Origin of the sequence: Salinicola lusitanus, assembly GCF_038648475.1 — a bacterium.
Taxonomy (GTDB): domain Bacteria; phylum Pseudomonadota; class Gammaproteobacteria; order Pseudomonadales; family Halomonadaceae; genus Salinicola; species Salinicola lusitanus.
Genome location: NZ_CP151919.1, coordinates 2,724,356 through 2,749,592 on the forward strand (window position 1 = coordinate 2,724,356; position 25,237 = coordinate 2,749,592).

The window sequence follows — 25,237 nt, forward strand, 5'->3', positions numbered from 1 at the left end:
TGTCTTCCTCCCGCCGGGATCTACTCTCGGTAGGAGCGACAGGTGCCGGGCGGCCATGAAGGAAGCACTGCGTGAATGCCTGCGCGAGCGAATCGCTGCGTTACGGGGTACTGGGGGGCCAGTCCGATCGACCCGCGCCTGACCCCAGTTCCATGCGTCTTGCGATTCATTCCGCGCGCCGATGGCTTCAGCGCTTCCTGAATCCATCACAACAGCCTCCGTCCCTATCGCCAAAGACCATCATAAGATCGATAACGAGGTCCCTCATGACGACTCCTTTCTCGCGTCGTTTTTCCGCTGTGCGTCGCCGCCTGTTGGGTGGCATGACGATGGTGGCGCTGCTCTCCACGTGCGGTGCGATCTCGTCGCTGGCCGCTGCGCCGGCGGAAGCGAACACGATTCGCGCGGTCATGCACTCCGGTCTGCGCGTGCTCGATCCCATCACCACCACGGCCCATATCACCCGGGATCATGGCTACATGATCTGGGATACGCTGCTGGGCATGGACGACAAGTTCCAGCCACAGCCACAGATGGCCGACTGGGCGGTCTCCGATGACGGCATGACCTACACCTTTACCCTGCGCGACGGGTTGACCTGGCACGACGGCGGCCAGGTGACCGCCAAGGATGTGGTGGCGTCGTTCAAGCGCTGGGCCGCCCGCGATGGTGGTGGCCAGATGTTGATGGATCATGTCGCGAGTGTCGAGGCGACGGATCCCGCAACGGTGACGCTGACGCTGTCGTCGCCGTTCGCTTACGTGCTCGAACTGATGGCGAAGCCCTCGTCGGTGCCGCTGTTCGTGATGCCGGAGCGTATCGCGAGCAAGTCTCCCGACGAGACGCTGACGGTGGAGGATCAGATCGGCTCCGGGCCATTCACGTTCGTTGCCGACGAGTATGACCCCGGCAACCGCGTCGTCTACGAGAAATTCGCGGAGTACGTGCCTCGCGACGAGGCGGCCAGCTGGACTGCCGGCGGCAAGGTCGTCAACGTCGATCGTGTCGAGTGGATCAACATGAGCGACGCCCAGACGGCGCTCAACGCGCTCAATTCGGGGGAGATCGATTTCCTCGAGTCGCCCTCCGTCGATCTGCTGCCGGTGCTCCAGGCCAATCCCGAGCTGACGGTCGAGAAGCTCAACGAGCTGGGCAGCCAGACCATCGGGCGCTTCAATTTTCTCTATCCTCCGTTCGACAACCCCGAGATTCGCCGCGCCGCGCTGACGGCGATGAACCAGACCGACGTGCTGGCATCCCTGATCGGCAATCCCGAGTTCTACACCACCTGTGACTCGATGTACGGCTGCCAGACGCCGCTCGCCACCGACGCCGGTGCGCCGGAGACGCTGGCGAGCGGCGGAGGGACGGAGGCGGCGAAGCAGATGCTGGCAGACGCCGGCTACGATGGCACGCCCGTCGTCATGATGCAGCCCACCGACGCGCCGACGGTCAGCCCGCAGCCGGTGATCGCCGCCCAGCTGTTGCGCCAGGCCGGCTTCACGGTCGATCTGCAGCCGATGGACTGGCAGACACTGGTCACCCGTCGTGCCAGCCAGCAACCTCCTTCGGCCGGCGGCTGGAACATGTTCTTCACCAACTGGTACATCCCGGAAGTGTGGAACCCGCTGGTCAACCCGATGCTCAATGGTCGCGGCAAGGATGGCGGCTGGTTCGGCTGGCCGGACGACCCCGAGCTCGAATCGATGCGCAACCAGTTCGCCCAGGCCGAAAGCGATGCCGACCGCAAGGCGATCGCCGAGCGTATTCAGCGTCACGCCTTCGAACAGGTGACCTATATCCCGCTGGGCGAATACTCGATTCCGGCGGCCTGGAACAAGGCGCTCTCCGGCATTCTGCACTCACCGGTGCCGGTGTTCTGGAACATCACCAAGTCCGAGTAACGGGCGCTGGAGCGCGATCGACATCGCGCTCCGGACCTGCGACGAACTGCAACGGAGTACGTTCATGTTCAGCTACTGTCTGCGTCGAACGCTGGCGGCAGTGCCGGTCATGGTGGTGGTGGCGCTGTTCGTCTTTCTGCTGCTCCGGCTCTCGCCGGGCGACCCCGCGGCGATCATCGCCGGTGACATGGCCACCCCGGCGCAACTGGATCGGATCCGCGAGACCCTGGGGCTGAACCAGCCGATCTATCTGCAATTCTTCCACTGGGCCGGGGAGCTGCTGCGGGGCGATTTCGGCACCTCCCTGATGTCCAACCTGCCGGTGACACAGCTGATGGCCCAGCGCCTGGAACCCACCGTCAGCCTGGCCCTGCTCAGCATCGTGCTTTCGGTGGTGGTGGCGGTGCCGATGGGCGTCATCGCAGCCTGGAAGCACGGCAGCCTGATCGACAACGCGGTGATGTCGGTCTCGGTGCTGGGCTTTTCGGTGCCGGTGTTCGTGATCGGCTACCTCCTGATCAAGATTTTCGCCATCGATCTCGGCTGGCTGCCGGTTCAGGGCTTCAAGCGGATCTCCGAGGCGGGGTTCGGGCCCTTCATCAGACACGCCATTCTGCCGGCACTGATGCTGTCGACGATCTATATCGCGCTGATCGCGCGGATGACCCGGGCCAGCATGCTGGATGTGCTGGGGGAGGATTTCGTGCGGACCGCGCACGCCAAGGGCGCCAGCGAGAGACGGGTGCTGTTCAAGCATGCGTTGCGCAACGCCGGCGTGCCGATTCTCGAAGTGATCGGTACCGGCTTCGCCTTGATGATCACCGGGGTGGTCGTCACCGAGAGCGTGTTCAACATCCCGGGGCTCGGCCGGCTGACGGTGGATGCCATCCTCTCGCGTGACTATCCGGTGATCCAGGGGCTGATTCTGGTGACCAGCGGCGTCTACGTGCTGATCAATCTGGCCATCGATCTCTCCTATGCGCTGCTCGACCCGAGGATACGTTACCAATGAGCCTGTCACCCCCTCACGCCGCCTCCGATGTCGCCGGCGCCCCGGTGCCGCGACGGCTACGCTTCTGGCCGCGCCAGCGCCCCGGTTGGACGGTGATGATCGCCGGCGTCTGCCTGGCCCTGATCGTGATCGTCGCCATCCTGGCGCCATGGCTCGCTCCCCACGATCCGCTCGAGATGTCTCCGGCGAATCGCCTCAAGCCCCCCGGTGCGGAGTACTGGCTGGGCAGCGACGCCTATGGCCGCGATCTGCTGTCGCGTGTGCTCTACGGCGCTCGGGTCTCGCTGATCGTGGGTATCGGTAGTGCGCTGATCAGCGTGGTCATCGGCTTGCCGCTGGGCATCCTCGCCGGTTTCTTCCGCGGGCTGGATTCGCTGATCATGCGCGTCATGGACGGCCTGATGGCGATTCCCAGCGTGCTGCTGGCGATCGCCATCGTCTCGCTTATCAGCGCCAACCTGTGGACCGTGATGGCCGCGATCACCATCCCCGAGATTCCCAGGGTGGTGCGCCTGGTGCGCTCGGTGGTGCTCTCCGCGCGGGAGGAACCCTATGTCGAAGCCGCGGTCTCGCTGGGCAGCAGCCTGACCACGGTGATGTGGCGTCACCTGATGCCCAACACGCTGGCCCCGTTGATCGTGATGAGTACCTACATCTGCGCCTCGGCCATCCTGACCGAGGCCATCCTCTCCTTTCTCGGGGCCGGCATCGGGACCGAGACCCCGACCTGGGGCAACATCATGTCGGAGGGTCGAACCTACTTCCTGATCAAGCCTTCGTTGATCTTCTGGCCGGGCATCATGCTGTCGATCTGCATCCTGTCGATCAACCTGCTCGGCGATGCCGCGCGTGACCGCCTCGATCCCCGGCTGCAGAAACGAGGAGGTGCGCAATGAGCGATGACGCCACTCACGCCGAGCTCGCTTCGGCGCCGGTGCTGGAGATTCGTGGGCTGAAAGTCACGACGCACGCCTCGCCGGCCAAGCCCATCCTCGAGGGCATCGACTTCTCGATCGCGCCGGGCGAGACGCTCTGCCTGGTGGGCGAGTCGGGCTCCGGCAAGTCGGTGACCTCGCTGGCGGTGATGGGGCTGCTGCCCAAGGGAAGCCTCACCGTGACCGGCGGTCGTATCGCGCTGGAGGGGGACGCCCTGCTCGATACCTCCCCAAGGCGACTGCGCGAGCTGCGCGCCAGCCGTATGGCGATGATCTTCCAGGAGCCGATGACCGCCCTCAATCCGTTGATGCGGGTGGGAGAGCAGATCGAGGAGGTGCTGGTCATGCACCGGAAGGGGCTCTCCTCGGCGCAGCGCCGGGAGCGCGTGCTCGAGATGCTCGATCAGGTCCAGCTGCCGGATATCGAGCGGGTCTACGCCAGTTGGCCGCACCAGCTCTCCGGCGGCCAGCGCCAGCGCATCATGATCGCCATGGCGCTGGTCCTGGAGCCCAAGCTGCTGATCGCCGACGAGCCCACGACGGCGCTGGACGTGACCACACAGAAGCAGATTCTCAAACTGATCAAGCAGTTGCAGGAGCGCCACGGCACGTCGGTGCTGTTCATTACCCACGACATGGGGGTGGTGGCGGACATTGCCGATCGGGTGTGCGTCATGCGTCATGGCGCGGTGGTCGAGACCCAGCCGATCGCGGCGCTGCTGCGGCGGCCGCAGACCGACTATACCCGCCAGTTGCTGACGGCGGTGCCGAGCCTGCGGCCTCGGGCGGCGCGGGAGGTGACCGACCGCGAGGTCGTGCTGGAGGCGATCGAGCTCGAAAAGCGCTATGGGCAGACCTCTCGATGGGCCCGGCTCACCGGCAGGGCCTCCGCCCAGACACTGGCGGCGAGCGAGGTCAATTTCGCGCTGACCCGGGGGCGCACCCTGGGCATCGTCGGCGAGAGCGGTTCCGGCAAATCGACCGTGGCGCGCTGCGTGATGCGGATGATCGAGCCGACCGCGGGTGGCGTGCGGGTCATGGGCAAGGATATCGCCAGCCTCGGCAGAGCCGCGCTGAGGCCGCACCGCAAACGGATCCAGATGATCTTCCAGGATCCGTTCCGATCACTGAACCCGCGGCTGACCATCGGTGCCAGCCTGATCGAAGGGCCGGTCAACTATGGCACGCCGCGCGGGGAGGCGCTGGCGCGCGCTGCCGAGCTGCTGGCGCTGGTGGGATTGCCGAAAGACGCGCTGGCGCGCTATCCCCATCAGTTCTCCGGCGGTCAGCGCCAGCGTATCGCCATCGCCCGCGCCTTGGCGATGGAGCCGGACGTGCTGGTCGCCGACGAGGCGGTGTCGGCGCTGGATGTCTCGGTCCAGGCCCAGGTGCTCGCGCTGCTCGACGACATTCAGCGCCGGCTCGGCGTGGCGGTGCTGTTCATCACTCACGATCTGCGCGTCGCTGCCCAGATCTGCGACGAGGTGATGGTGATGCAGCAGGGCGTGGTCGTGGAGTACGGCCCGGCGAGCCGCGTGCTGGGCGCGCCGGAGCACCCCTACACCCGCTCGCTGATGCTGGCCGCACCCGGACGGCACTGGGACTTTTCGCAGTTTCGGCCGCTCGAGCACGTCCTCGAGGAGGCCCCGACCTCCGCGTCGGACGCTGTCGTCCACCCATGAAGGGCCGGGATCACTCGGTCGAACCGCCTCTTTTTCACGCTCTCTCGGACTCAAGGACCGCGTCATGTCACAGCCTCGGATTGCCGTCGGTGGCTTTCTCCACGAAACCAACACCTTTGCCCCCAGCCCGGCGACCTACGAGGATTTCCGGCGGGGGGGCGGAGCCCCGCCGCTGAGCGAGGGCGCTGCACTCTTCGATGCGGTGGCGGCGAGCAACATTGGCCTGTGCGGCTTCCTGGGGGCTCCCGAAGCCCGGGCATGGACCCTGGTACCGACCCTCTGGACCGCGGCGAGCCCATCGGCGCACGTCACCCATGAGGCCTTCGAGCGTATCACCGAGCGCCTCCTGGGCGTTATCCGCGCTGCGGCACCGCTCGACGGGGTCTATCTCGATCTCCACGGCGCCATGGTCACCCAGCAGTTCGATGATGGCGAAGGCGAGTTGCTGCGCCGGGTGCGGGCCCTGGTGGGGGACGCGGTCCCGATCGTCGTCTCGCTGGACTTGCATGGCAACGTGACGCCGACGATGGTCGAGCAGGCCGACATGCTGATCGCTTATCGGACCTATCCCCACGTCGACATGGCGGAGACCGGCGCCCGCTGTGCCACCGCGCTGGCCAGGCTGCTGGCCAGTGACCAGCGACCGGCCAAGGCATTTCGCCAGCTCGACTTTCTGATGCCGATCGCCTGGCAGTGCACGGCGGAAGAGCCGTGCCGCTCGCTCTACGCCGAAGTTGCGGCGATGGAGCGCGACACGCTGCCCGCGGTGTCGTTCTTGACCGGATTCCCGGCGGCGGATTTCGCCGACTGCGGCCCCAGCGTCATCGTCTACGGGGTCGATCAGGTCAGTGCCGATGGCGCCGCCGACGCGTTGAGCGCGCGTATCGCCGCCCAGGAGCCCGCGTTCGTGGGGCGTGTATTCGATCCCGAGGCGGGGGTGCGCGAGGCGATGCGCTTGGCGACAGGCGCTACCAGGCCCGTGGTGATCGCCGATACCCAGGACAACCCGGGCGCCGGTGGCAACTCCGACACCATGGGCATGCTCAAGGCGCTGATCGCTTGCCGGGCAACCCGAGCGGCGCTCGGCAATGTGTTCGATCCGGCGGCGGCGCAGGTTGCCCATGAAGCGGGTGTCGGCGCGGTGGTCCGGGTGGCGCTCGGTGGCCACTCCGGGGTGCCGGGAGACGCTCCGCTGGAGGCGGCATTCACGGTCGAGGCGCTCTCCGACGGTCAGTTCGTGGCCCCGGGCCCCTACTATGGCGGCGGCCGCCTCGACATGGGGCCGTCAGCGTGTCTGCGCATCGACGGCATACGGATCGTGGTGGTCAGCCGCAAGGCCCAGATGGCCGACCTGGCGATGTACCGCTCGGTGGGCATCGAACCGCTCGAGCAGGCCATTCTGGTCAACAAGAGCTCGGTCCATTTCCGCGCCGACTTCGCCCCGATCGCGGAGACCATTCTGGTCTGCGCCGCGCCCGGACCGATGGCCGTCGACCCGGCCGATCTGCCGTGGCGACGCCTGCGCCCCGGCATCCGGACATCACCTCTCGGCAGGCCCTTCGTCCCTGCCGCCGAACCTGCCTGAACCCGACGGTCGCCCAGCTCGACGTTTCCCTTAGGTTTCCCTTGCCCAGGAGTTCCCATGACCACCTTGCCGCGTATCGATGCCTTTACCGATGAACTGATCGCGATCCGCCACGATATCCACGCCCATCCGGAAATCGGCTTCGAGGAGCAGCGCACCGCCGCCATCGTTGCCGCGTATCTGCACGAACTGGGCATCGACGTGCATACCGGCGTGGGCAAGACCGGCGTCGTCGGTCTCATCGATGGCAAGCGGGGTCCGGGGCAGACGCTCGGCCTGCGTGCTGATATGGATGCGCTGCCGATGGACGAGGAGACGGGGCTGGCGTTCGCCTCGAAGCACCCCGGGCGCTTCCACGGCTGCGGTCACGATGGCCATACCACCATGCTGCTGGGCGCGGCGCGCTATCTCGCCGAGACGCGCGATTTCGCCGGCCGGGTGGTGTTGATCTTCCAGCCGGCGGAGGAGGGGCTGGGCGGCGCCCGGACAATGATCGCCGAGGCGCTGTTCGAGCGCTTCCCCTGCGACGAGATCTATGCGTTGCATAACGCCCCGCATCTCGATCATGGCCAGATCCGCGTGATGAGCGGCAAGGCGATGGCCGGTGCCGAGTTCTTCGACATCGTCATCCGCGGCCGGGGAAGCCATGGCGCGCAGCCCAACCACGCCCGCGACCCGATCGTGGTCGCGACGCAACTCTCCCAGGCCATGCAGAGCATCGTCAGCCGCAACACCAATCCCCTGGACGCGGCGGTGGTGTCGATCACCCAGCTGCATTCCGGCTCCGCCTACAACGTGATTCCGCAGTCGGCCACGCTCTCCGGCACCATTCGCACCTTCGACGACGACGTCGCCGCGCTGATCCATCAGCGCATCCGGGCGCTGGCAGCCGGCCTGGCCAGCGCCTACGGCGTCGAGATCGAGGTCGATATCCGCAATATCTTCTCGGTACTGGAGAATCATCCGAGCCAGACCGAGGCCCTGGCGGCCGCGGCCCGGGAGATCGTCGGCGATGCCAACGTCGCCGATCTCGGTCGTCCGGTGATGGGCAGCGAGGATTTCGCCGACATGCTGAAGAGGGTACCGGGCTCCTACTGCTGGGTTGGCCATGCCGGCGATGTCCCGGTGCACAATCCGGCGTTCGTGCTCGACGACGGGATTGTGCCGATCGGGGCCAGCCTGCTGGCGCGGGTCGCCGAACGTCGTCTCAACGAACTGGCGGCGGCGAGCACTGCCCGGGCGGTGAACGCATGAGCCTCGCCGCCACTCTGGAGTTCGATCTCGACGAGATGCTGGCCGGACTGCAGCGCTGGGTCGAGTGCGAGAGTCCGACCTTCGACAGTGCTGCCGTCAATCGCATGATGACGCTGGCCGCGGACGATCTCGTGGCGATGGGGGCGAGCGTCGAACGCGTAGCCGGGCCTGCGGGGCTGGGCGACTGCGTCAAGGCGAGCTTCCCGCACCCCCGTCAGGCCGAAGGTGGCATCCTGATCATGGCGCATCTGGACACCGTCCATCCGGTCGGCACCCTGGCGACGTTGCCGTTTCGGCGTGAGGGGGGACGCTGTTATGGGCCCGGGATCTGCGATATGAAGGGCGGCACCTATGCAGCGCTGTGCGCGGTGGCCGCACTCCGGCAGGCGCGGGTCGATACGGCGCTGCCGATTCATGTGCTGCTGACCTGCGACGAAGAGATCGGCAGCCCCGGCACCCGCGAGCTGATCGAGCGGGAAGCGGCAAGGCATCGCTATATCCTGGTTCCGGAACCGGCGCGCGCGGGCAATGGCGTGGTCACCGGGCGCTATGCGATCGCCCGTTTCGAGCTGCTCGCTCACGGTCGGCCTAGCCACGCCGGCGCGGCGCTGTCGGATGGTCACTCGGCGATTCGCGAGATGGTGGCACGAATTCCCGAGATCGAGTCGATGACCGACGATGACTGCACCTTCAGCGTGGGCGTGGTGCAGGGCGGCCAGTGGGTCAACTGCGTGTCGACGAGCTGTCGGGGCGAGGCGTTGAGCATGGCCAAGCGTCAAGCCGACCTGGATCGCGGTATCGAACGCATGCTGGCGTTCAACCAGCGCAATGCCGACGGGATCGGCTTCGAGGTCGAGCTCGGCGTGGTCCGGCCGGTGTGGGAAGCGGGCGAGGCGACGCTATCGCTCTACGCCCAGGCCAAGGCGATTGCCGACGAGCTGAAGATGCCGCTCCCACACGCCAGCAGCGGTGGCGGCTCCGACGGCAACTTCACCGGCGCCATGGGGCTGGCGACGCTCGACGGACTGGGCGTTCGCGGCGCGGGCGTCCACACCCTGGCCGAACATATCGAGGTCGACAGCCTGGTCGAGCGGTCGAGACTGATGGCCGGGTTGATGGCCGCGCTACGCTGATCGCCAGGGGGTGGGGCCGCTCGGTCTAGTCGTCGATACGCCCGCGCAGGCGTTTCTTCTGGCCGTGTTTCGTCTTCTGATCGACGCGCTTGCGTTTGGCGCTGCGGCTCGGTTTGGTGGCCTGCCGTGGCTTCTCGCCATAGAGCACGGGTTTGATCAGCTGCTTCAGCCGGACGAGGGCCGCCTCCCGGTTGAGTTCCTGGGTGCGATGCTCCTGCGACTTGATTACAACGATACCGTCGCGGGTGATGCGTTTGTCACTCAGGGCCAGCAGCTTCTCCTTGAACCCGGGATGCAGACTGGAGGCGCGGATGTCGAAGCGCAGGTGGATCGCCGAGGAGACCTTGTTGACGTTCTGGCCGCCGGCGCCCTGGGCGCGCACGGCGATGAGCTCGATCTCGTTGTCGGGAATCGAGACGTTGCGGGAGATTTCCAGTGGCATCGGCTGCTCCCTGAGTGTTCGAAAATGAAGGGAATGCCTCGCTCAGTCGACGCGATAGACACGCCAGCCGTCGGGGCAGGGCCTATCCTGCCACAGGCTGAGCATGGCGTCGCTGGCCGCAAACAGCGGCGTGGGGAGCTCATCTTGCGGAAACCATGCCCAGCGGGCGAAGACATCCGGTTCGGCCACTTGCGGTTCGGCGGTTTCGTCGCCGAGTGAAATCAGCGCCGCGCCGGTGATCGCGGTGCGGTCGCTGCCCAGCTGTTGCAGGAAGGCGAATATCTCGACCGGCTGTCGAGTGATGATGCCAGCCTCCTCGTGCAGTTCCCTCAGTGCCGCAGTCTCGAAGGTCTCCCCGGGTTCGACGTGCCCGCCGGGAAGACACCAGGTGGGTGTCTCTCCGGCCTTGATACGGTAGCCGAGCAGCAGGTCGCCGCCGGGGCGGGTGACGATGACGCCGACACCCACGCGGGAAACGGGAGCAGCCATCAGAGCGTTTCCTTCTGCAGTGGCGCTTTCGACAAGGTCGACAGTACTGCGCTGGCCGCATAGTGGCCGCTGATGAAGGCGGCCACGATGCCCCGGAACAGCCCGCAGGCGTCGCCGACCACCCAGGTCGGTTGTCCGGGCAGGCGTAATTGGTCGTCGACGCCGGGGTACCAGCCGACACCCTCGAGGGTCGGGCCGATCAGACGTGTCGCCTCATGTTCGATCCGGGGGAAGCTGTCGACGAGCTGGCGCAGCCCCTGCAGCATCGCACACGCCAGGGTGTCGCCGTAGATCCGCCGCATCCGGGCGGTGGTCTCGGCGTCCCCTTCCAGCCATGCCGACAGGGGGATTTCGAAGTAGGCGTCCCGCTCGGCCATGGCGTTCTGTAATGTCGAGATCGCCTCCCGTGCCATCGACTCGTCGAGAATGCGCGTATTGAAGCCGACGTTGGAGCGCGCCGTGGGTGGGCCGTCCGAGTGTCCCGATACCGTCCACAGGCCTTGCGTTCGGGTCAGCACGGTGGTGCCGTTGCGACAGGCGCAGAACGTGCGCCATTCGATACCGTCTTCGGCCGTCTGCAGCGTCAGCTTGGGGTCGAGATTGGTGAACGCCTGGAAGAAGGCCTGCTCGCTGGGCTGGTCGATACGGAACCCGACTTCCAGGCGGCGGAAGACCTTCTCGATGTCGCCCATGTCCAGTGCGCCGAAACGTCCGGTGGCCCAGATCAATGTCCGGCTGACAAGCGCGCGGGGCGCTGCGTCGGGACCCTCCAGCTGCAGGTGATGGCGCTGCTCGTCGGCGTCGTAGCGGTGGAAGGTCACGCAGGTCCCGGTCAGGATGTCGATATCGACGCCGTTGACCAGGCCGAGAACCATCTCTTCCCGCGCCTGCAGTGGCAGGTAGCGGGAGGGGTAGTCCTTCAGGTTCCAGCGGCCCTCCTCCGGCGTGTAGACGTCGGTTCTGTTCGGGAACGGTGGCGTCTGCATACCGTAGGATTCGAGCAGCTCACAGGTCCAGGCGTAGGCGCGATGCAAGGCCTCGCGTTCCGGCAATTGCCATATCCGCGTTGCGGATGGGAAGAACGAGAACTTGCCGTCCGAGTAGAGTCCGGCACCACCCTGGCCTTGGGTCAGATTCGCTTCGTCGTTTCTGTCGCGCCTCGAGATATCCGGACCCCGATCGACGAGAAGCACCCGATGTCCCCGACCGGAGAGTCTTCGGGCGGCAGCCAGTCCGGCAGGGCCGGCTCCGACGATGATGACGTCATAACTCTCCATGATGAGGCCTCGAGCGGTAATGCGTGTCGAACGACGATGGGATGCCCGCGACAACGGCGGTCGGCGGGACCTGGGTCGCGGCGGGAGTAACAGTTTCTTACTAAAAAATGATACGATACGCTGCGTATCTTATATTATCGTATCTGTCAGGAGCTGTTTTTGACAAGGATGTCTTCCATGCCCGTCGTTTCTCCTGCACGCCCAGGTCGGCCGCGCAGCGCCACGGCTTCTGCCGAGGTGATGCGAACAGCCATGGAACTGGCGCTGGAAGGAGGAATTCACCATGCCACTGTCGAGCGGATAGTCAGCGTCTCGGGCGTGGCCAAGTCGACCATCTATCGTCGTTGGCCAAATGCGGTTGCCATCGTCATGGATGCCTTTCTGGACGCGGTCGGGCCGAGCATCGCCTACGATGACGAACTGCCCGTCGTTGCCAGCTTCCGTCGCAGCGTGCTGGCGCTGGCCGAGATTCTCAACGGCCCTCATGGGCGCTTGCTGCAGCATCTTCTGGGCGCCGCCCAATCCGACCCCGTGTTGAGCCGCGCCTTCGTCGAGCGCTGGATCGGACCGCGCCGCCAGATGGGGCGACAAGCCATTGTCGGCGCCGTCGAGCGAGGCGAGCTCAGGCCGGAGATCGATCCGGACCTGAGCATGGATCTGATCTACGGTGCCGTCTACTACCGGCTGTCGGTCTCCTTTTCGGAGATCGACCAGGATTTCGTCGAAGCCGTCATCGATCGGGCGCTGGGGCCCTACGTACGGGACCGCCCCGACGCATAGCCGGTGCCAGCCGGTTCACGCTGGCCCTGGCAGTGCGCCCATCGTCTGGCCCATGCTGATCGGGCTGCCCTCGGGATCGAAGTCGCCGAACGCCGTCTCTCTCCCCAGGCACATCACCACGGTGGAGCCGAGCTTGAAGCGGCCCATCTCCTGGCCTCTCTCGATCACGATGGGTTCATCGAAACGGGTGGTCTGCACCCGACCGCTCAGCGGTGTGACCTGTCCGGCCCAGGTGGTCTCGATGGCGGCCACGATCATCGCGCCAACCAGCACCATGGCCAGCGGTCCATGCTCGGTGTCGAAGAGACAGACCAGTCGCTCGTTGCGGGCGAACAGTCCCGGCACATGGTTGGCGGTGGCGCTGTTGACCGAGAACAGCCGGCCCGGCACGTAGGTCATCTCGCGCAAGGTCCCGGTCATCGGCATGTGTACGCGGTGATAGTCCTTCGGCGACAGGTAGACCGTGGCGAAGCTGCCCTGACGGAACGGCGCCGCTCGGGCGACATCGCCGCCCAGCAGGGCACAGAGCGAGTAGGTCTGGCCCTTGGCCTGGATCAGGGTGCCATGCTCGATACGCCCGTAACGCGAGAGTACGCCGTCCGCCGGCGAGAGCAGCCCCTCGCCGAGGGGGCGGGCGTCCGGCTTCAGCGCCCGGGTGAAGAAGTCGTTGAAGCAGGCGTAGGCGCTCGGATCCGGCTGCAGGGCCTGGCTCATGTCGACGCCGTAGGTATCGATGAAGCGACGAATGAACAGATCCTTGACCCAGGGGATCCGACTATCGGCGATCCGGCCGATCAGTCGCGAGATCGCGTGGTGGGGGAGCGGGTACTGAATTCGGGCGAAGAGTTCCTGGCGATCCACGATAACGACCCCGGTGAAAGAAGAGGGACTGACGGAAGGCGGACAAGGTAGCGAGACTGCCCGGCCGGTGCAACCGAGCTTCGCTCGGAGCGGTAAGTCATCAGCTTGAAGCTGGAAGAAAGGTCAAAACCCAAAACCAAAACGGTTTCACTTGACAGGTGGAGGTGGTTCTATCTTGGCTTCCAGCTTCCAGCTTCCAGCTTCCAGCTTCCAGCTTCCAGCTCTTATTTCTCCACCGGCGTGTCGTCGCGATTTCCCCACTCCTTCCACGAGCCGGGATAGGCACGCACGTTGTCGTAGCCGAGCGCCTTGGCGGCGAGCCAGGTCAATCCGCTGCGATGGTGGCTCTGGCAGTGGGTGACGATCTCCTTGTCCGGCGTCAGGCCGCGGGCTTCCAGCTCGGTGATCAGTTCGGCGTAGTCGCGCAAGCGCAGATCATTATGCTTGTCCATGACGTCGAGCCAGTCGAAATTGACCGCGCCGGGGATATGGCCAAGTTTCCGGTTGTCGCCCTTGGTGCCGCGATACTCTTCCGCGGAGCGGGCGTCCCAGATCGCGAGCTGCGGATCGTCGAGGCGCTCGATCAGCTCTTCGCGACGAATCTGCAGTGCCGGATTGAGATAGGCGGCTTCATAATCGCTCGGGGTCGGCGTGGCCGGGGTGGTGGAGAGCGGGTAGCCGTCGGCGCGCCAGGCATGAATGCCGCCGTTGAGGTAGGAGTAGCGGCGGTGTCCGATCAGCTCCAGTGTCCACAGCAGGCGCCCGGCCCAGCCGCCGCCTTCATCGTCGTAGGCGACGACGTGGGTTTCCGGCGTTAGCCCGAGTTCCGAGAACAGCGTGCTCAGCGCGGCTTCGGTTGGCACGTCGTTGGGTACCTCGCCGGAGCCCGCCAGCAGACGGCGGGAGTCGAGGAAGATCGCCCCGGGCACGTGGCCGGCTGGGTAACTGTCCGCCTTCAGCGGCACGTCGATGATCAGCAGGTGCGGGTCCTCGAGATGTCGTGACAGCGTGGCCGGATCCAGAATCAGCGGCAGTTGCGGCGTTTCGGAACTCATGGGCTTTCTCCTTGGGATCGATATCACGTCTGAAGCGGATTCGCAGGCGGCACACCGGCGATGATGACATAGCCCGCCGTCGGCCCGGTAGCTGGACGGCCTGCCGGACCGGATAGGCTTTCGTTATACTACGCCGCGCTTGGCGATCGGCGGTGGCGCCTGGGAGTAAAAGTTGACAGGTTGGTCAACTTTTGGCTTTTCATTGCCTTCATTCTTGTATACAAAATGACGATGCGAACGCCCTCGCTGGCGGGGGTGTCGCCCGTCGTCGCGTATCTTGCAGGCCCGGCAACGCTGTACGTGGGGATGCCGAGACGCCGCCGACGACACCGCCAACAACAATGACAGTACCGCCCAGGAGATAGTCGCGTGCTAGAAAAACTGTTTTCCCTCCGTTCACTGGAGACGACGCCAAAAACCGAGGTGTTGGCCGGCGTCGCCACGTTCCTGGCGGCGATGTACATCATCGTGGTCAATCCCTCGATTCTCTCCGCCGCTGGCGTGCCTTTCGCCGGGGCGCTGACCGCCACTGTGCTGATCAGCTTCTTCGGCAGCGTGATGATGGGGCTCTACGCGCGTAATCCGATTCTGGTCGCCCCCGGGATGGGGATCAACGCGCTGTTCACCTACACCATGGTGATGGGGGCCGGTATTCCCTGGCAGACGGCGCTTGGCTGCGTGTTCTGGTCCGGGGTGCTGTTCGGGATCCTGGCGCTGTTCAACGTTCGCCGCTACGTGGTCGATGCGATTCCCGCCACGCTGCGTCACGCCATTGCCTGCGGGATTGGTCTGTTCATTACCGTGATCGGCCTGGTCAACGCCGGCATGCTGGTGTCCAATCCAGCCACGGTGGTCGGGCTGGGCGAAATGACCCCGGCGCTCGTCACGTTTCTGATCGGACTCGGCATCACCGCGGTGCTGGTCGCGCGGCACGTCCAGGGGGCGCTGATCCTGGGCATCGTCGTCACCACGTTGCTGGCGATCCCGATCGGTCGCCTGTGGGGCGATGCCAGCGCGGTATCGCCGGCCGGCACCCCGACGCTGGTCAACTTCCAGGGTATCTTCGCCTGGCCGGACTTCAGCGCCATGGGTCAGGTCGATTTCAGCGGCGCGCTGGCGGTGGCCTACTGGCCGTTCATCTTCGTGATCCTGTTCACCACCTTCTTCGATGCGATGTCGACCTTCATCGGGGTTTGCCAGGCGGGGAACCTGCTCGACGAAGACGGCGAGCCGCGCAACATTCGCCGCTCGATGATGGTCGATGCGGCTTCCGCGCTGATCTCGGCGCCGCTGGGTACCAGCCCGGCCAACGCCTATGTCGAGTCCGCCGCCGGTATCAGCCAGGGCGGGCGTTCGGGCCTCGTCGCCGTAGTCGCCGGGCTGCTGTTCCTGCCGTTCCTGTTCCTGTCGCCCTTGCTGGCGCTGGTGCCGGCGATCGCCACCGCGCCAGCGCTGATCATGGTCGGGGTATTCATGCTCTCGCCGATTCGCACCATCGACTGGCAGCAATACGATGATGCCATCCCGGCGTTCGTGGCGATGATGCTGATTCCGCTGACCTACTCGATCACCCATGGCGTGGTGTTCGGGTTCCTCACGTTCGTCGTGGTCAAGGTCGGCGTGGGCAAGGCGAAGGAAGTGCGCCCGGCGATGTGGGTGCTGTTCCTGCTGTCGATCCTGATGCTGTTCGAGGGGTGATTCAGACGACGGCCTGCGCTCAGGCCGCTCTTAAGCAATCGCCGACTCTCAGGGCGCGGCGTTGCATTGATTTGCTCGAAGTCTCGCACCCTGGACGCCTTCCAGAACGGCGCTGAACGCAGAGCGTCGAGCCGGGTCTCGCGTCATGGATGACGCGAGATTGCATTGGAACTACGACTGCCGAGTCCAATCCAGCCTATGGCTCACCGTGACGAGGGGGCTTGACGTTCGCCCCCTCGTCGCTCCTCCTACTTTTGGCGCACAAGACGACGAAACCCTGAACGACTCTCCGCTTACGTTTGGGTCGGCGCGCAAGGATATCCCTGTCCCGGCGCGCCTCTTGTGGCATCCGTGCCACAAGACCCGGCTCAACGGGAGCCGCTCAGTATCGTCTTGCAAGGCGCCTGGGGCGGCGGCTTCGATAAACCTTGGTGACTCTCAGGACGCGGTGATGTCGTCTCTGATGCGCTGGAAGCTGGCGAAGCGCTCAGGATGGATCTCGCCACGCTCGACGGCCTCCAGCAACGCGCAGCCGGGCTCCTGGCGGTGGCGACAGTCGCGAAAACGGCAGTGGCCGAGAAAGGGGCGGAACTCGATGAAACCGTCGGCCAGCTCGCGCTCGTCGAGGTGCCACAGCCCGAACTCGCGAATGCCGGGCGAGTCGATCAGGTCCCCCTCGCGGGGGCGCCCCGCAATACCGCCCTCGGGTAGCGGGTAGAGCCGGGCGGTGGTGGTGGTGTGCTTGCCCTTGCGGGTGTCCGCCGACAGAGCGCCGATGCGCAGCGTCTCCTCCGGTAGCAGCTTGTCGATCAGCGACGACTTGCCGACCCCGCTCTGACCGACGAAGACGGAGGTGCGGTCCGTCAACTGCGCGTGCAGCGCGTCGAGACCGTTATCACCCCGCGCCGAGGCTTCGATCAGCGGATATCCTAGCTCAAGATAGCGCGCCAGCATGGTGCGTAACGGACCCCCCTCGGCTGGCAGCAGGTCACTCTTGTTGAGGATCAGCGCCGGTGGTATGCCGGTATTCTCGGCAGCCACCAGATAGCGATCGATCAGGTTCGGATGTGGCTCCGGTTCCGTCGCGACCACGATCAGGATCTGGTCGATATTGGCGGCCACCGGACGCAACTGGCCATGAAGGTCCGGGCGCTCCAGCACGCTGGTGCGTTCGCCGCGAGCGACGACGACGCCGCTGCCATCGCTCGCTTCCCGCCAGATCACGGCATCGCCGGTGACCAGTCCCTCCAGATTGGCACGCAGATGGCAGCGGTGCCGACTGATGCTGTCGCCCTCGACGAATTCGACCTCCAGCGAGCGGCCGAAATGGGCGGCGACCCGTCCCGGGCGCTCGGCGCTGTACTCGCCGGCATCGAGGCGCTCGCCGTCGCGCTCGTCCTTCTTCGAGGCGCGCTCGGCACGCTCGGCCTGGATCTTCTCGACCCGCCAGCGCTGCTGGCGGGTCAGTTTGCGGCGGCTCATGGTTGGCGTCGACTCACGGTTGTCTGCAGCTCAGGAGAGGGAAAGCTCACCTCAGGCGTTTGCCCCTTCCTCGTGTCACGGGGGTAGAATGGCGGCATTGTAGCCGTTACCGACCTGCCATGTCCGCTCGCGTCCGTGTGGCCGGGGACACCGACTCTGGAGTTGTTCATGTCTGAACCATCCGCCGCTGGCGCCCGCCGCGATCTGCTGATCTGGATCGATCTGGAAATGACCGGTCTCGACCCGGATCGGGAGCGCATCATTGAAGTGGCGACCCTGATCACCGACGGCGAGCTCAATCTGATCGCCGAAGGCCCGGTACTGGCGGTACACCAGCCGGATGCCCTGCTCGAGGGGATGGACGAATGGAACCAGAAGACGCACGGTGAATCCGGACTGGTTCGGCGGGTACGTGAGAGCACCATCGACACCTCGGAGGCGGAGCGGCGCACGCTGGCGTTCCTGGCCACCTACGTCGTGCCCGGCACCTCTCCGGTCTGCGGCAACAGCGTCCACCAGGACCGGCGCTTCCTTGAGCGCGAGATGCCGACGCTCAACAACTTCTTCCACTATCGCAACCTGGACGTCTCGACGCTGAAGGAGCTGGCCAAGCGCTGGAATCCGGCGGCGGCCAACGGCTTCACCAAGCAGAACACGCATCAGGCCCTGGACGATATTCGCGAGTCGCTGGCGGAACTCAAGCACTACCGCGAGACGTTTCTGAAGCTGCCCGGCTGATCGCCGCCTCAACCGCGCGGCTCGCTCAGCCGCTGGCGATGCGCGCCTCACGCTTGTGCCGCTGCTCCTCCAGTGCCCAGCGCACGTGCTCGCGTACCAGGTCGGAGGGGTAGGCCAGACGAGCTCGCAGGGCGTGCTCGACGCGCTCGCTCCAGGGCGCATTGCCCAGGCCGACGGCCAGGTTGCGCAGCCAGCGCGGATAACCGATGCGCCGGATCGGACTGCCTTCGGTGCGCTTGAGGAATTCGCTCTCGCTCCAGGCGAACAGGTCGATCAGTTCCGCGCGGTCGAGATCGTGGCGCGGGGCGAAATCCGGCTCGGCGCTGACGCGGGTGAAGCGGGTGAAAGGACAGAACAGCTGGCAGTCGTCGCAACCGTAGACGCGGTTGCCCATGGCACGGCGAAATTCGAGCGGAATGCTGCCGTGGAGCTCGATGGTCAGGTAGGAGATGCAGCGCCGCGCATCGATCACCTTGTCGTCGATGATCGCCCCGGTCGGGCAGGCGGTCTGGCAACTGTTGCAGGAGCCGCAGTGCTCGCGCTCGAACGGCGGGTCCACCGGCAGCGGCAGGTCGGTGTAGAGCTCCCCGAGGAAGAACAGCGAGCCGGCCTGGGGATTCAACAGCATGGCGTTCTTGCCGAACCAGCCCAGGCCGGCCTTCTGGGCCAGGGCGCGCTCCATGACCGGGGCGGAGTCGACGAAGGCGCGATAGCCGATCCGGCCGACCTCCTGCTCGATCCTGCGCGCCAGCTGGTCGAGACGTTTGCGGATCAGTTTGTGATAGTCGCGCCCCAGGGCATAGCGTGAAACGTACGCCTTGTGCGGTTGTCCCAGTACCCGGGTGGTCTCGACCTCGGGCGGCAGATAATCCAGGCGCGCGCTGATCACGCGCAGCGTTCCGGGAACCAGCTCCTCGGGCCGTGTTCGCTTGGTCCCGTGCTTGGCCATGTAGTCCATCTCGCCATGGTGTCCGGCCTCCAGCCAGCGCTGCAGATAGCGCTCATGGGTCTGTAGATCGGTATCGGTGATACCGATCGCCTGGAAGCCGAGTTCTCGTCCCCACTGCTTGACGCGTGAGGCGAGATCGTTGAAATCGACGCTGGATGGCTGTGACATAGCGCAGGAGTGCACGCAGAGGTGGGAGTGTCGGGTGCGCTACCCTACACCACCAGCACCAGCCGGTCGAACGTCCGCCGGATGCCGGTCACGGCGTTTGGCGGCGTCGTTCATCGATAGCCACACCAGGATTGTTCGCCATCTTTCGGAACACGACAGGAGCCTCCATGTCCGCCTCCTCTTCTCAGCGCCCGCTCTATCTCGCCGGTCAGGTCCGTGAACTGGATCGCCGCACCATCGAGGCCGAGGGCGAGGGCTTCGCCTTGATGCGGCGCGCCGGCGAATCGGCCTACGAGGCGTTATGTGCCCGGTGGCCGGGTATCCGTCGCCTCTGTGTGCTCTGCGGCGGAGGCAACAATGGGGGCGATGGCTATATGGTCGCCGCGCTGGCTGCCGCCGATGGTGTAGCGGTCGAACTGGTGGCGCTGAAGCCGGTGGCCGAGCTCGAGGGCGATGCGCGGCGAGCCGCCGAGTTGGCGGCGGAAGCGGGCGTCGTGCCGGTGGCGTGGAATGACGAGCTGACGCTGGACGGGGAGCTGATGGTCGACGCGATGCTGGGGACCGGTGCCCAAGGCGCACCGCGCGCGCCTTATGCCGCGGCGATCGCCGAGGTCAATGCCAGCGGCTGCCCGGTGATGGCACTGGATGTACCGTCGGGAGTCGATGTCGATACCGGTCACGTCGAGACGGAAGCGGTGGCGGCGACGCTGACGGTCACCTTCATCGGCGACAAGCTGGGACTGCACACCGGCGCGGCGCTGGACGTGGTCGGCGATGTGATCTGCGCCTCGCTGGGCGTCGATCCCCAGTCACATGGCGATATCACACCGGTCGCCTGGCTGCAGACGCGTGAGGATCTGGCCCGGGCCCTGCCACCGCGGAAGCCCAGCGGCCACAAGGGGAATTACGGCCACGTACTGGTCGTGGCCGGCGCACCGGGAATGGGCGGGGCGGCGCTGATGACCAGCGAGATGGCGGCACGCGTCGGTGCCGGCAAGGTCAGTCTGGCCACCGACGCCGCTCATGTCTCGGCCAGCCTGACCCGGTTCCCCGAGATCATGGCGCGAGGCGTGCGCGGCGCGCCGGATCTGGCCACGATGATCGACTCCGCCGATACGGTGGCCATTGGTCCGGGCATCGGTAGCGGTGCCTGGGGGCAGGCGGCACTTCAGAGCGTGCTCGACGCCGACAAGCCCTGCGTGGTCGACGCCGATGCGCTCAACCTCCTGGCTCGGGAGGAGAGCGGCCGCCGCGACGACTGGGTGCTGACGCCGCATCCCGGGGAGGCAGGACGACTGCTGGGAATGTCAACCGCCGAGGTGGAGCGGGATCGGCAGGCAGCCGTGATCGCCCTGCAACGGCGCTGGGGTGGCACGATCGTGCTCAAGGGCGCGGGTACGCTGGTCTACGACGGCGAGCGGCTCACGCTCTGTCCGTTCGGCAATCCCGGCATGGCCAGCGGCGGGATGGGCGATGCGCTGACCGGCATCATCGCCGGGCTGGCCGGCCAGCTCGGATCGCTCGAGGAGGCTGCACGGATCGGCGTGCTGGTCCATGCCCTGGCGGCGGACGCGGCGGCGCTGGATGCCGGCGAGCGTGGTTTGCTGGCGACTGATCTGGCATCCTATGCGCGAACTTTGGTCAACCCTCAACCTGTCTCGAGTCATGCCGATCACGCTTAACGACGAAGCCGCCCAGGTGGCCTTTGGTGAAACGCTGGGCCGGGCCCTGGCCGGTCGTGGTCAGGTTCATCTGATCGGTGAGCTTGGCGCCGGCAAGACCACGCTGGCGCGGGGCATACTCCGGGCCTATGGCCATGGGGGTGCGGTCAAGAGTCCGACCTATACGCTCGTCGAGCCCTACGAGACCGCGTCGGCCCGAATCTTTCATTTCGACCTCTATCGCCTCGGTGACCCCGAAGAGCTGGAGTTCATGGGCGCTCGCGACATGCTGGGTAGCGACGCACTGTGCCTGATCGAGTGGCCGAGCCGTGGCGCGGGCTGGTTGGCGGCCCCGGATCTGGAGATTCATCTGCAACTGGTCTCCGGTGGTGGCCGGCGGGTGTCGGGAACTGCATACAGTCAACAGGGAAGAGCCGTCTTGGCGGCAATGCCGGCGAGCTTGAGTCACAAGGAAGACGAATGCTGAAAGACGCTCGAGAGATGTCGGCCGCGGTCGTGACCGTCCGTCGCGATGTCCCGTCACGAATCGCCGGTGGGGTCGGGTATGTGCTGCTGCTGATGGCGCTGATCTGCTCGTTGACCACGCCGATGAGATTGGCCGGGTCGGCCGTGAGCCGTTTCCTCGGAAGCCGGATAGATCGTCTCGGGAGATATGGGCGGGCTGCGGTGACCGCGCTGGTGTCTCTCTGCTGCCTGGGCACGGCCGTGCAGGCGCAGGCGGTGGAAGTCCACAACATGCGGCTGTGGTCGGCGCCCGATCACGTCAGGCTGGTATTCGACATGTCGGGGCCGGTCAACGCTAACGTCTTCACGCTCGACGGCCCGGACCGTGTCGTGATCGATCTCGACAGCACCGACCTGGATTTCGATGTCGACAAGCTGGATCTGGACGACAGCGCCATCTCCAAGGTGCGCACCGGTGTGCGCGAGAGCGGTGGGCTGCGGGTCGTGCTCGACGTCAATCGGGCCGTGGTACCCAAGAGTTTCACACTGCCGCCCAACGAGCAGTACAGCGCTCGGCTGGTGGTCGATCTCGACTATCCCGGCGCCAGCGCGGTCAAGGATCCCATCGATCCGATCGAGGCGATGATCCGGGATCAGGAGATCGCCGCGCAGCGGGCGCAGAAGGAGGCCGTGGCCGAGGGCAATCCGGAGCAGGCCGAAGTGGTGGCATCCGCCGTCGAGGCCCAGCCCCATCCCAAGCGTGACATCATCATCGCCGTCGACCCCGGTCATGGCGGCGAGGACCCTGGTGCGATCGGCCCCCACGGCACCCGGGAAAAGGACGTCGTGCTGGATATCGCACGCAAGGTCAAGCAGCGCTTCGACCAGACGCCGGGATTCAAGGCCTTTCTGACCCGAGATGGCGACTACTACATCGGCCTGCGCCAGCGCACCCTGATCGCGCGCCAGCAGAAAGCCGATTTCTTCGTCTCGGTGCACGCCGATGCGGTGCGCAGCAGCCAGCCATCCGGCAGCTCGGTCTATGCGCTTTCTCAAGGAGGGGCGACCTCGGAGACCGCACGGTGGCTGGCGGCAAGCGAGAACCAGTCGGATCTGATCGGCGGTGTCGATGGCAACTTGAGCCTGGACGACAAGGACGAGGTATTGCGCGGCGTGCTGCTCGATCTGACCATGACCGCGACGATGAACGACTCGCTGGCGACCGGCGGGCAGGTGATCGACCAGCTCGGGCGAATCAACAAGCTGCACAAGTCGAGTGTCGAGCAGGCCGGTTTCGTGGTGCTGAAGTCACCCGACATTCCGTCGCTGCTGGTGGAAACCGGGTTCATCTCGAACCCGCGCGAGGAGGCCCAGCTCAAGTCCTCCGCGCACCAGGCCAAGCTGGCCCAGGCGATCTACGACGGGATCGTGGCCCACTTCCGCCAGCATCCGCCGCCCTCGAGTCTGCTGGCGTGGCAGCGGGATCAGGGGCGTGGCGGTGCCAGCAATGAATACCGCGTCCAGCGAGGCGACTCCTTGTCCCAGGTGGCAGCGAGCCACAACATCAGCATGAAGGCGCTGAAGCAGGCCAATGGACTGGACAGCGATATCCTGCGGGTAGGGCAGGTGTTGACCATTCCATGATGAGGGCAATCGAGGCGAAAGCCGCAGGAGACCGTCGATGAGCGAGTCGTCACGCATCCGCATACTCGACCCCCGCCTGGCCAACCAGATCGCCGCGGGGGAGGTCGTCGAGCGTCCGGCGTCGGTGGTCAAGGAGATCGTCGAGAACGCCATCGATGCCGGCAGCCAGCGCATCGAGGTGGAGCTCGAGGCGGGCGGTTCCCGGCTGATCCGGGTGCGCGACGATGGCATCGGCATCGGCGAGGAGGATCTGCCGCTGGCGCTGTCCCGCCACGCGACCAGCAAGATCGCCTCGCTCGAGGATCTCGAGGACGTCTCCAGCCTGGGGTTTCGTGGCGAGGCGCTGGCCTCGATCAGCTCGGTCTCGCGGCTGGAGCTGATTTCCAACGCCGCCGACGACCCCGCCGGCGGCTGGCGGGTGGTCGCCGAGGGGCGCCAGATGGAGCCCCGGGTCACCCCCGCGCCCCACCCGAGGGGTACCTCGGTGCTGGTGCGCGACCTGTTCTTCAACACGCCCGCGCGGCGCAAGTTCCTGCGTACCGAGAAGACCGAGTTCGGCCACGTCGAGGAGGCGTTCCGGCGGCTGGCGTTGTCCCGTTTCGATATTGCCTGGGTGCTGCGGCACAACCAGAAGGTGGTGCATCAGCTGCCCGCCGTGGCGTCGGATCAGGCCGGGCGCGAGCGCCGAATCGGCTCCCTGCTGAGCAGACGTTTCCTCGATGAAGCGCTTCACGTCGACCTGGAAGCCACGGGGCTGCGACTGTGGGGCTGGGTCGGCCAGCCGACCCATTCGCGGGCCCAGGCCGATCAGCAGTATTTCTTCGTCAACGGCCGCATCGTCCGGGACCGGCTGGTCGCCCATGCCATTCGTCAGGCCTATCGCGACGTGATGTTTCACGGCCGACACCCGGTGTTCGTACTCTACCTGGAGCTCGATCCGCGGGTGGTGGACGTCAATGTCCATCCGACCAAGCACGAGGTGCGCTTCCGCGACGGGCGCCTGGTCCACGATTTCCTGTTCTCGAGCCTGCACCGCGCGCTGGCCTCGGTGAAGCCCAATGATGCGGTGGCGGAGAGCGGCGAGGAGGGCGCGCACGAGTCTGCCGCCGACATGACGGTCGCCACGGCCTCGCCACGGCCGGGCAATCCGGCACACCCGTTGGCCGGGGACGACTCCCCGGACTGGCAGCAACAGCGGATGGCGCTGGCCGGGCAGCACTCGCCGGGGGCACAAGTGGGGCAGAGCCGGCCCGGGACGCAGCGCATTCGCGAATTCATGGCCGGTTATCACGCGCTGCATCCGGATCATGAATCGACGCTTCTCACGCCGCGGGAAGCAGGCGCTGGCGCGCCCGGCGGCGAAGCGGCCAGCGTCGCCCAGGACGAGCGCTCGCCGGCAGCGGTGACCACCCTGCCGGCAACGGACGACACCCAGGCACCGCCGCTGGGGTACGCAGTGGCGCAGTTGCATGGCGTCTATATCCTGGCGCAGACCGAGCGCGGCATGGTGATCGTCGACATGCATGCCGCCCATGAACGGATCGTCTACGAGCGCATGAAGCAGCAGATTCACGCGGGCGCGCTCGATGCCCAGCCGCTGCTGGTGCCGGTCTCCATGGCGGTCAGCGCGGGTGAGGCCGAAGTGGCCGAACAGGAGCGCGAAGCGTTCGCCCGGCTGGGGGTCGTGCTCGATGCCGCCGGCCCGGAGACACTGCTGATCCGCCAGGTTCCCGCACTGCTGGCCGACGCGGACATCGAGCCGCTGGTGCGGGACATGCTCGGCGATCTCGAAAAGTTTGGCCGCTCCGACCGTCTCGAGACCCGCATCAACGAGCTGCTCAGTACCATGGCCTGCCACGGCAGCGTGCGCGCCAACCGGCTGCTGACCCTGCCGGAGATGAACGCGCTGCTGCGGGACATGGAGCGAACCGAGCGCAGCGGGCAGTGCAATCACGGTCGACCCACCTGGACCGAGATGTCGATGGCGCAGCTCGACAAGCTGTTTCTTCGGGGGCAGTGACCG

At 66.0% G+C, this 25,237-nt stretch carries 21 protein-coding genes; 14 read left to right on the forward strand and 7 right to left on the reverse strand.

The features are described from left to right. The first annotated feature begins 266 nt into the window (after positions 1–266). The 7 genes from AAGT95_RS12255 to AAGT95_RS12285 all read left to right on the forward strand — a co-directional run bounded on the left by AAGT95_RS12255 (position 267) and on the right by AAGT95_RS12285 (position 9,505). The gene (locus AAGT95_RS12255) at positions 267–1,904 is read left to right on the forward strand and encodes an ABC transporter substrate-binding protein (RefSeq protein WP_342593959.1); all 1,638 of its coding nucleotides are present in this window, start codon (positions 267–269) and stop codon (positions 1,902–1,904) included. Positions 1,905–1,968: 64 nt separating this feature from the next. Then, positions 1,969–2,916, forward strand: coding sequence for an ABC transporter permease (locus AAGT95_RS12260; RefSeq protein ID WP_342593960.1), 948 nt, complete (start codon positions 1,969–1,971; stop codon positions 2,914–2,916). Then, the gene (locus AAGT95_RS12265) at positions 2,913–3,812 is read left to right on the forward strand and encodes an ABC transporter permease (protein ID WP_342593961.1); all 900 of its coding nucleotides are present in this window, start codon (positions 2,913–2,915) and stop codon (positions 3,810–3,812) included. Before AAGT95_RS12260 ends, AAGT95_RS12265 begins: the two co-directional genes overlap by 4 nt. Continuing rightward, a complete protein-coding gene (locus tag AAGT95_RS12270) occupies positions 3,809–5,533 on the forward strand; it encodes an ABC transporter ATP-binding protein (protein ID WP_342593962.1) in 1,725 nt (574 codons plus the stop codon). Before AAGT95_RS12265 ends, AAGT95_RS12270 begins: the two co-directional genes overlap by 4 nt. Before the next feature lie 64 nt (positions 5,534–5,597). After that, positions 5,598–7,118, forward strand: a complete 1,521-nt coding sequence (locus AAGT95_RS12275; RefSeq protein WP_342593963.1) for a M81 family metallopeptidase — start codon at positions 5,598–5,600, stop codon at positions 7,116–7,118. Positions 7,119–7,175: 57 nt separating this feature from the next. Continuing rightward, entirely contained in the window at positions 7,176–8,372 is a 1,197-nt protein-coding gene (locus AAGT95_RS12280; RefSeq protein WP_342593964.1) for a M20 aminoacylase family protein, read from the forward strand. After that, positions 8,369–9,505 carry a M20/M25/M40 family metallo-hydrolase gene (locus AAGT95_RS12285; protein ID WP_342593965.1) on the forward strand — a complete coding sequence of 379 codons (1,137 nt, stop codon included), beginning with the start codon at positions 8,369–8,371 and terminating at the stop codon, positions 9,503–9,505. Before AAGT95_RS12280 ends, AAGT95_RS12285 begins: the two co-directional genes overlap by 4 nt. 25 nt (positions 9,506–9,530) lie before the next feature. On the opposite strand, the gene arfB is transcribed toward AAGT95_RS12285, so the two are convergent. From arfB to AAGT95_RS12300, 3 genes are read right to left on the reverse strand one after another with little or no spacing between them, the layout of a single operon-like run. Beyond that, positions 9,531–9,947 carry an alternative ribosome rescue aminoacyl-tRNA hydrolase ArfB gene (gene arfB, locus AAGT95_RS12290; protein ID WP_110600612.1) on the reverse strand — a complete coding sequence of 139 codons (417 nt, stop codon included), beginning with the start codon at positions 9,945–9,947 and terminating at the stop codon, positions 9,531–9,533. Between the two features lie 42 nt (positions 9,948–9,989). Continuing rightward, complete coding sequence (locus AAGT95_RS12295; protein ID WP_342593966.1) at positions 9,990–10,436, reverse strand: nucleotide triphosphate diphosphatase NUDT15; 447 nt, start codon at positions 10,434–10,436, stop codon at positions 9,990–9,992. Continuing rightward, positions 10,436–11,713, reverse strand: coding sequence for an FAD-dependent oxidoreductase (locus tag AAGT95_RS12300; protein ID WP_342593967.1), 1,278 nt, complete (start codon positions 11,711–11,713; stop codon positions 10,436–10,438). Before AAGT95_RS12300 ends, AAGT95_RS12295 begins: the two co-directional genes overlap by 1 nt. Before the next feature lie 177 nt (positions 11,714–11,890). Here AAGT95_RS12300 and AAGT95_RS12305 point away from each other — a divergent pair, with 177 nt between their 5' ends. Next, the gene (locus AAGT95_RS12305; protein WP_342593968.1) at positions 11,891–12,493 is read left to right on the forward strand and encodes a TetR/AcrR family transcriptional regulator; all 603 of its coding nucleotides are present in this window, start codon (positions 11,891–11,893) and stop codon (positions 12,491–12,493) included. Between the two features lie 15 nt (positions 12,494–12,508). Here the strand turns inward: AAGT95_RS12305 and asd are convergent, their stop codons facing one another. Further along, positions 12,509–13,354 carry an archaetidylserine decarboxylase gene (asd, locus tag AAGT95_RS12310; RefSeq protein WP_425353334.1) on the reverse strand — a complete coding sequence of 282 codons (846 nt, stop codon included), beginning with the start codon at positions 13,352–13,354 and terminating at the stop codon, positions 12,509–12,511. Between the two features lie 224 nt (positions 13,355–13,578). Continuing rightward, positions 13,579–14,409: a sulfurtransferase gene (locus AAGT95_RS12315; RefSeq protein ID WP_342593969.1), complete on the reverse strand. Its 831-nt coding sequence runs from the start codon at positions 14,407–14,409 to the stop codon at positions 13,579–13,581. A 369-nt stretch (positions 14,410–14,778) separates the two neighbouring features. On the opposite strand from AAGT95_RS12315, the gene AAGT95_RS12320 reads away from it, so the two are divergent. Continuing rightward, positions 14,779–16,107, forward strand: a complete 1,329-nt coding sequence (locus AAGT95_RS12320) for an NCS2 family permease (protein ID WP_342593970.1) — start codon at positions 14,779–14,781, stop codon at positions 16,105–16,107. A gap of 438 nt (positions 16,108–16,545) precedes the next feature. On the opposite strand, the gene rsgA is transcribed toward AAGT95_RS12320, so the two are convergent. Continuing rightward, on the reverse strand, positions 16,546–17,589 hold the full coding sequence (gene rsgA, locus AAGT95_RS12325) for a small ribosomal subunit biogenesis GTPase RsgA (protein WP_342593971.1): 1,044 nt from the start codon (positions 17,587–17,589) through the stop codon (positions 16,546–16,548). A 168-nt stretch (positions 17,590–17,757) separates the two neighbouring features. Here rsgA and orn point away from each other — a divergent pair, with 168 nt between their 5' ends. Next, a complete protein-coding gene (gene orn / locus AAGT95_RS12330) occupies positions 17,758–18,327 on the forward strand; it encodes an oligoribonuclease (RefSeq protein WP_110600627.1) in 570 nt (189 codons plus the stop codon). A gap of 25 nt (positions 18,328–18,352) precedes the next feature. Here orn and queG read toward each other — a convergent pair whose 3' ends face one another. Further along, complete coding sequence (queG, locus tag AAGT95_RS12335) at positions 18,353–19,444, reverse strand: tRNA epoxyqueuosine(34) reductase QueG (RefSeq protein WP_110600629.1); 1,092 nt, start codon at positions 19,442–19,444, stop codon at positions 18,353–18,355. A 167-nt stretch (positions 19,445–19,611) separates the two neighbouring features. Here queG and AAGT95_RS12340 point away from each other — a divergent pair, with 167 nt between their 5' ends. The 4 genes from AAGT95_RS12340 to mutL all read left to right on the forward strand — a co-directional run bounded on the left by AAGT95_RS12340 (position 19,612) and on the right by mutL (position 25,234). Beyond that, entirely contained in the window at positions 19,612–21,126 is a 1,515-nt protein-coding gene (locus AAGT95_RS12340) for an NAD(P)H-hydrate dehydratase (RefSeq protein WP_342593972.1), read from the forward strand. Next, positions 21,110–21,592, forward strand: coding sequence for a tRNA (adenosine(37)-N6)-threonylcarbamoyltransferase complex ATPase subunit type 1 TsaE (gene tsaE / locus AAGT95_RS12345; protein ID WP_342593973.1), 483 nt, complete (start codon positions 21,110–21,112; stop codon positions 21,590–21,592). The genes AAGT95_RS12340 and tsaE overlap by 17 nt, the downstream gene beginning before the upstream one ends. A gap of 269 nt (positions 21,593–21,861) precedes the next feature. Continuing rightward, on the forward strand, positions 21,862–23,214 hold the full coding sequence (locus tag AAGT95_RS12350; RefSeq protein ID WP_342596531.1) for an N-acetylmuramoyl-L-alanine amidase: 1,353 nt from the start codon (positions 21,862–21,864) through the stop codon (positions 23,212–23,214). A gap of 37 nt (positions 23,215–23,251) precedes the next feature. After that, entirely contained in the window at positions 23,252–25,234 is a 1,983-nt protein-coding gene (mutL, locus tag AAGT95_RS12355) for a DNA mismatch repair endonuclease MutL (RefSeq protein WP_342593974.1), read from the forward strand. Positions 25,235–25,237: the final 3 nt, after the last annotated feature.